We start from the raw sequence: 8601 nt of genomic DNA, 5'->3' as shown, positions 1-8601 counted from the left end.
GCCCGACACCGACGTGTTCGTACCACTGATGTCGCCATCGTTGGTCACATCACCCGTGCCGTTCACCGTCACGTTATCCGTGCCGCTGATGTTCCCGCCATTCGAAACATTACCCCCCGAGACACTTGTATCCGTGCCGGTAATATTCCCGTTATTCGTGACATTTCCGCCGGAAACCGACGCATTCCCACCGGTGATATTCCCGTTGTTCGTGACGTTATTGGTCGCATTCACCGACACGTTGCTCGTGCCCGTGATGTTGCCGTCATTCGTCACATTCCCACCGGAAACCGACGTATTCGTACCGTTGATATCCCCGCTATTCGTGACATTCCCGGTCGCGTTCACCGCCGTGTTATCCGTGCTGGTGATATTCCCGTTGTTGGTGACGTTCCCGCCCGAAACCGTCGTATTCGCACCCGAAACCGTACCGTTGACGGTGATGTTGTTACCCGAGAGCGAAACATTGTTCGGCGACGTGACCACGCCATCGAGCGTCATGTTGTTCGTCGCGTTCAACGAGACGTTCGCACCAGACAAAATACCCGTAGCCGACTCGTTGATATCCGTACCGCTCAAGGTCAGGTTGCCCGGAACCGTGAGGTTATCGGTAATCAACACTTCCTGGCCGCGCTGAACAACAAGGTCATTCGTATCGAGCGAGCCCACAACCGTCGCGCCCTGGCCCGTGAAGGACACTGCCTGCGCGGTGATGAGGCCATCGCCCTGGGTAATCGACGGCCCCACGTTCCAGAAACTGGCCGTGCCATTCGACGCCGTGATATTCGCGTCGATATTGATCACATTAGCCATGCTCAACGTGGAATTGCCGCCGTTCACGCTCAGGCTGCCGTTACCGATCGAGCTGATGTTGCTCAGGATGTTGACGGCCGCGGACGTGTCGCTGACCGTCTGCGTCGTCCCGTTGAGCGTCAGGTTGCCTGCGAACGTGACGTTCTGCTGCGCGTCCGAGATATTGATACCCACACCCGACTGCGAATAGCCGGTAATGGTCACGTTGCCGCTCGTGGTCAGCGCGCCGCCGGTCACGTTGACGCCCGCGCCTGAATTGGCGCTGCCGGTCAGACCGTTCGCCTGCGTGATCGACAGGTTGCCGCCCGAGATCAGCACGCCATCGCCGCTTCCCGCCGCAAGACCCGAAATCGTGCCCGCGATCTGCGGCGCGCTCGCGGAGTCGAACACCACGCCATCGCCCGAACCCGAAACGTTCGTGCTCTCGCCGACCACGCTGCCGCCGATCCGCGTCGTGCCGTTCGACTCGAATGCCACGCCGGTACCCGAATCCGAGACACCGGTCACGTTGCCCGTCACGTTGACGGTTCCGCCTGCCAGCAACACGCCAATGCCGCTGCCGTTGCTGCCGCCTTCGATGTTCGCCACGTTGAGGTTGTTGACGCCGCTCGAGATGTTCACGCCCACGCCATTCTGGGAGGTGCCGAGCATGGTGGTGGCCGAGATCGTGTTGCCACCCGACAGTTGCAGCGCAGCGCCGCCGATCGAGTTGCCGCCGATGGTCGCATTACCTGCATTGACGACGTTCGTGTTGACCATCTGCGTGCCGTTACCAACGCCGGCGAGCGCTTCGCCCGTCACCGTCAGAGTGCCGTTCGCACCGGCGTTCGTGATCTTCGCGCCGTTCGCATACAGGCCATCGCTGCCATCTACGGTGACGCCCTGCAGGTTCACAGACCCATTTTGGGTGTTGGTCACCGTGGTGCCGTTCAGCGCGAGACCCACGCTGTTCGTCGATTCACCCTGGACGTTCATCGTGCCATTGCCGGAATTGATCAGCGTTGCCGACGATGCCTGAACACCCGTCGCGTTACCCGAAATACCCACGAGCGTCACGTTGCCCGTGACGTTGACCACGCTGTTCGGGTTGATCAGCAAACCGGTGTTGTTCTGCGAAACACCCTCGATCGTCAGCGAGCCGTTGACGCCTGCGAAGCTCAGATTGCCGGACATCACATAACCGGCATTCGTGCGCGACGTGCCGATCAGCGCGTCGGTGCCGTTGACGGTAATGTTCTGCGTGTTGATGTTGACGTACAGACCCACACCGGTATCCGAGTTACCGATGATCGTGACGTTGTTGCCGAGTGAGAGATTCGGCACGACCTTCAGATACGTGCCGGTGTTGCTGCCCGACGTGCCATTGATCGTGTACGTGCCGCCGCCCGTCGTGACGTTCGGCAGATAGGTGTTGTAGTAAACACCGTAACCATTGCCTGCCGACGAGCCCGCAATGGTGACGTTGCCGCCTATGCCCGTCCTGGACGCGGTATTGACATTGATGTTGCCTGTCGGCGCAAAGCCATTCGCGGTGGTGGCCGTACCGACCGAGTTGCCTTCCAGCAATACGTCGCCGCCGTTCGTGATGATCGTCATCGGTTGGCTGACCGGCAAGCCCACGCCGGAGCTCGAATTGCCGATCACGCTCACATCGCCGCCCGTCGAATTGATGTTCAGGAAGCCGGAGCTGTCGTTCAGAATGCCATTCGCGCTCGAGCTATAGCCGTAGAGCGCAACGGTGCCGTTCGGGCTGGTTCCGGTGATCGTCGTACCGTACCACGTGAAATGGATACCGCTACCCGACGTGCCATAGCCATCGATCGTGACGTTGCCGCCACTGATTGTATTTGTCGTGCTGATCGCCACGCCTTCCTGGCCGCTACCGACGATCGTCAGGTTATTCGTGGCGTTGAGCACCTTGGTGGTGCCGTAGAGGTAGACGCCGGTTGTGCCGTTGGCCGAGCTATTCCCGTAGATCGAGATGTTGCCGGCGGTGACGTTGATATTGCCGACATCATAGAAACCGTAGCCCGTGTCGCTCGTGCCGTTGAACGTCGCCGTGCCATTCGAGGTAACGTTGACCGTGTTCGCCAGGTAGATACCTGCGTTGCCGCTGTCGCCCACACCGGTCAGCGTGAAATCGCCACCTGTATGCACGTTGAGCGTACCGCAGCCCTGGTAGCCCGTGGTGCCGTTGCCGGTAATCGTCGCGTTGCCTGTCGTATTGATCACGACGGACGACGTCTGATAGACACCATAGTTCTCGTTATTCGTGTTGTTCCCGGTGATATTGACGTTCGCAGCCGTAATGCTCGTCGCGCCGTCCAGATAAGTGCCGACGGCGACGCTACCTGTACCGTTGATGGAGAAATTACCGGCCGAATTGCTGTTCAGCCCGGCGAAATGCACGCCGTAAATGCTCGACCCGTCGATAGAGACGTTCCCAGCCGAACTAATGTTCGTCTGGCTACCGAAGCTCACGCCGGTGCCGCTCGGCGAGCTGAGGTTGATGATGCCAATAGATATGGTCCCGATGATATCGGTCCAGATACTCTGGCTGACATTGCCCGACGAAACGCCCGAAACATTGACGTCGCCGGCCGTCGCCGTAAGGTTGGCCGAATCATGGACATACACGCCGAAGTTCGGCGCCTGGCCGCTCAACGAAACGCTGCCGCCCGTGACGTTGAAGGTGTTCCCGCTGACTTCGATGCCGTTGTAGCCTTCGCCGGTAAGTTGCACATTCTGTCCCGCGCTCAGCAGCGTGTTCGTCGCCGTGAGGTTGATGCCGTCGCTGGTCAGATTCGAGACATAACCCACCATGGACAGATTCTGTCCGGCGGAAACATTGAGATACGTTCCGGTCGAGTAAATCCCCGAACCGGTCAACGAGCTGCCGCTCACCGACGCATTGCCCCCTGCCTTGAGGCCGGTCTGCGTCGCGCCGAGGTACACGCCTGCGCTGCCGCCACCGGAATTGCCGGTCACCGAAAGATTCTGCGCAGCGGTAACGTTCAGGCTGTTGGTCGATCCGAAGATGCCCGTGCCCAGCAGGCCGCTGCTGGGCGCGGGCGAATTCACACCAACGCCGGTCGACGAGTTACCTGTAATCGAGACGTTTCCACCGGTCGAGGTGATGTTGAAGCCGCCGTTCAAGCCGACACCCACGCCGCTGCCAGTCGACGTACCCGAAATGGCGATGTCCGACCCGGCAGTCATGTTCGTGTTGCCGTTCAGATCCACGCCATCGGAGCTCGTGCTCGTGCCCTGGATGGTCAAATACTGCCCGGCGTTCTGGTTCAACGTCCCCGTCACGCAAACACCCTGGCCGGCCGAACCGTTGCCGGTCATCGTGATGTTGCCGCCCGCGGTTTCGTTCACCCCGGCCGTCCACACCCCCGTCGATCCGCCGCCGGTCACGGTGATGTTGCCCGCAGCGCTGATGTTCGTCTGGCTGTTGGAGCTGACGCCGGTTCCGGTCGCGGAGGTGCCGTTGACGACGACATCGCCTGCCGTCGCGTTCAGGCTGGACGAACTGCCACCGAGATAGACGCCATAGTTCGTGCCGTTTCCGTTCAATGTGACGTTGGCGCCGGTCACGTTGAAGTTGGTGCCGGCCACTTCAATGGCGTTGGAGCCCGTACCGTTCACCGCCGCTGCCTGGCCTGCGGACAACAGCGTGTTCGTGTTGGTCAGCTGGACGCCGTCGTTGCCCTGCGTGCCGTCGATACCCGTGATCGACAGGTTGCTGCCCGCAGTGACGTTGAGATACGTGCCGGTCGCGTAGACGCCGTCGCCCCTGCTGGAATTGCCGAGAATCGACACATTACCGGCCGCCTGGAGGTTCGTACCGGTCGCGCCCAGCGAAGTACCGACGCCGCTGCTCCCGGAAGTGCCCGTGATCAGGAGGTCCTGCGCGGCCGCAACATTGAGATACGACGTCGACGCGAAGATGCCGGTGCCGAGGAAGCCGCCGTTAGCCGGGGAATAAAAGCCCGTACCCGAAGCGGAATTACCAGCGATCGTCACATTGCCGGCGGTCGATGCGATATTGACATTGGCCCCCGAAAGCTGGACGCCGTAACCGCTACCGGCCGACGTGCCGTTGATGACGATGTCCGCGCCTGCCGTGATGCTGGCGCTGCTCATCAGGTCCGTGCCATCCGAGCTGGCACTCGTGCCCTGGATGGTTACGTATTGACCCGCCTGATCGTTCGTGACACCGCTCAGATAGACGCCCTGGCCTGACGTACCCGTACCGGTCAGGGAAATGTTGCCACCCGCCGTCGCGTTCACGTTGGTGCCGTAAAAACCTGCTGAACCGCTGCCCGCGATGGCGACATTGCCCACGGCATTGACGTTCAGCGACGACTGATGCTCGATGCCGTGATAGCCGTTCGAGCCGCTGACGCCCGTGATGTTGACGTTCGACGCGGTGATGTTGTCCGAGCCGACGAACAACGCGCCGATAGCGGTGGTCGCGGTGCCGTTCACCGTGAAGTTGCCCGTCGACGTGCTGTTCACGCCGCCGAGGTAGACGCCGTACGCGCCCGTGCCGTTGATCGACACATTGCCCGGCGTCGAAATGTTCGTCTGGCCGTTCAGGCTCACGCCCGTACCCGTCGTGGCGGAACCGGCGAGCGTCACGTCGCCGCCCGTCGCGGTGAGGTTCGACGATTTGCCGTGCGCGTACAGACCATAGACCGTGCCGTCGCCCGATATCGAGATATTGCCAGCCGTCACGTTGAAGTTGGTGCCGGTTACCTCGACGGCGTTGCTGCCCCGACCATACAGGATCACGGACTGCCCCGCGGACAGCACCGTGTTCGTGTCCGTGAGGTTCATGCCATCATTGACGTTGTTGTAGTTCGAACCCACAACGGAAATATTGCCGCCCGCCACGATGCCCGCGAACGAGCCGGCCGTGTACACTCCGGTGCCCGACGTGGACGCGCCGTTGATTACGACTTCCTGGCTAGCATTCAGATTGGTTTGCGTCGAGCCCAGATAGACGCCATAGCCGCTACCCGAGGAATTCCCCGTGATCGAAATGTTCTGCCCGGCGGTGATGTTCAGCACGCTGCCCGCGCCATAGACACCCGAGCCAGACGACGACTGGCCCGACACCGATACGTTGCCCACCGCGCTGATGTTCGTCGTAGACAACTGCACGCCCGCGCCGCTGCCTGAACTCGTACCAGCAATGGTGACGTTCGACGCGACGATTGTCGACGCGCCACCGCTCGCGCCAAACGACACGCCGCTGTTGCTCGAAGCCGTGCCGCCGATCGACACATTGTTCGCGGCCGACACATTCAGGCCGTAATCGACCACCGTGCCGTACGAACCCGAGCCGTTCAGCACGACGTTCTGCGCCGCGCTGATCGACTTGTTGCCGCTGTCAAGCATTTCGATGCCGTACGAGTTCGTGCTCGTACCCGCGAGCGTCACGTTGCCGCTATTGGCAGTGATGCTGACGTTGTAGTCCAGCGCGATGCCGCGTGCCGACGTGCCCGCGCCCGTGATCGTCACGTTCGCGGCGGAAATGTTCAGGTTCCTGTTGCCTTGCGCCGAGACGCCGGTCGCACCGCTGCCCGTGATCGAGACGTTGTTGCCCGCGCTGATCTGCGTCGTCGTGTCGGCGAAAAGCACGCCGGTGTTCGTATTCGCGGTGCTCGTGCCGGAGATGTTGACGTTCTGCGCCGCGCTCACGTTGAACATCGTGCCCGACGTGCTGATCGCATTGCCGCTCGTCGACGCCGAAATCGACACGTTGCCCGCCGACGAGCTGATGTTCGCCGTGCCGCCGGCGGCTTGATTGAGGCCGGTGCCGCTCGTCGAATTCGCGACAATGTTCACGTCGCCGGTCGAAGCGAGCGTGACATTGTTGGCGTTGAAATTGACGCCGGCGCCGGTCGTGGCCGTGCCGGTCAGATTGATGCCTCCCGCCTGCACCAGCACGTTCGAGCCGTTGAACGTGATTGCATCGCTGCTGCCCGCATTGGTGCTGTTGACGACGAGATAGCCGCCGTTCAGGCTGATCGTGTTGTTGCCCGCGAACGCAGCCGAACCGCCGCCGACGTTTTCGGTGAGGTTCAGCGTGCCGGCCGTCGACGTGATGTTGACGTTACGCTGGATCGTCAGGCTGCCGTTCGAATTCAGCGTCAGGTTGGTGTTGCCGCCCGCCGTCTTGTAGATCGACGCCGCCACGACGAGGTTGCCCGCGTCGGTGCCGTTGCTCGCGGTCGTCACCGTGACGTCGGTGCCGGTATCGAGCGTGTTTGCGATCGTAACGTTCGAGACGTGGCCCGAACTGCCCGTGCCGTTGAACAGACCGGCCACCCCGTTCGAAACGTTCACGGACGTGGTGTTGTTGTCGATCGTGATATTGGTCGGGTCGAGCAGCCAGTGACCCGCGCCGCCGCCGCCCGCACCCGCTGCCGTCACGTTGCCGTCGATCCACGCCGAATGGCCCGACGTTTCGATTGTGCCGCCGTTGCCGCTCACGAGCGCCGACGCGTCGAGGCTCGAAGTGCCGTCGACCACGACGCCCTGCGCGAAGGTCACATTCTGGCCGGGCAACATGCCCAGCGTGTCGCCGCCCAAAATGATGTGGCCGCCGCCCGCCGCGCCGCTCGCATTCACGTGCGTGCCATTGACGAGGCCAATGTATTGGCCTTGAATCAGCGCGGTGCCACCAGTTTGTCCCGCCTGGCCGCCCGACACGTCAACCGTCGCGTTGTTGAGCATCACCGCGCCACTGCTGCCGCCGTCGATATCGACCGAACCGCCCTGCGCCGACACGAGACCCGAAACGTTGATCACCGAGTCCAGCACCGTGGTGTCGCCGCGTGCGCTCAGCAGCACCATGCCGCCGTCCGCCTTGATCGTGCCGGTGTTCTCGATCAGCGCTTGCGCCGTCGGCGAATCGATCGTGACGTTCACCACCTGACCGTTGTTCAGCGTGAGCGTCGCCGCGTCACCGGCACCGAGCACGACCTGGCCGCCGTTCGCTTCGATCGTGCCGTGGTTCGATACCTGATTGCCCAGCAGCACGACGAAGCCGTGCGCCGAATTGATCGTGCCGTTGTTGATCACCGCACCCGCACCGCTACCGGAGAACTGGTAGTTGCCCGACATGAAGTTGCTGTCGCTGATGTTCTTCGTCGTGGCAAGCAGGCCGCCGACGTCGACGTACGCGCCATTGCCGAACACCACACCATTCGGATTGACGATGAACACACGGCCGTTGGCCGTCAGGCTGCCGTTGATCTCGCTGACGCTGCTGCCGAGCACGCGATTGAGCGTGGCCGAGCTCGAATTGGGCTGGAGAAACTGCACGCTGGCGCCCGAACCAATGCCGAACGACTGCCAGTTCACGATGGCGTTCTGCGAGGTCTGGTTGATGACCATGTTGCTCGACGACGGCGTGCTGATCGACGCGCTGCCCGCAGCGACAACGCCGCCCGTGGGAAGGGCGGCGGCATAGGCGGGCGAGAGGTAGGCGAGTGCAACGGAAAGTGAAAGTCCCTTCAGCGTCATCACGGACCAGCGCTTGCCGGGACCGTTGTTGCCCACGCTGTGCACGAGCGTCGACTCCGCACTCGTTCCCGCGCGCTCGTCGAGCGACGCGGCCGTGCCACTGGAAGAGCCTGCCCCCGAGCCCTTCCCTTGCGACATCACAGTTTCCGCCACGGCAACGAGCATCCCGAGGCGCTTGCTGAAAACGAGGCGACGCAGCTTTGCATTCATTTTTTTCTAGTCCGAAATTATCTTTAATTCTTGGCG

1 protein-coding gene is annotated in these 8601 nt (G+C 61.9%); it reads right to left on the bottom strand.

Annotation, left to right across the window (positions count from 1 at the left end):
- Positions 1 to 8565 (bottom strand): ESPR-type extended signal peptide-containing protein (locus tag BHE01S_RS25845; RefSeq protein WP_042268866.1); only part of this gene is annotated, 8565 nt, incomplete at its 3' end.
- Positions 8566 to 8601: the final 36 nt, after the last annotated feature.

The sequence above is a fragment of the Paraburkholderia heleia NBRC 101817 genome, from assembly GCF_000739775.1.
Lineage (GTDB): Bacteria > Pseudomonadota > Gammaproteobacteria > Burkholderiales > Burkholderiaceae > Paraburkholderia > Paraburkholderia heleia.
This window is presented reverse-complemented; position numbering and strand designations above follow the sequence as displayed.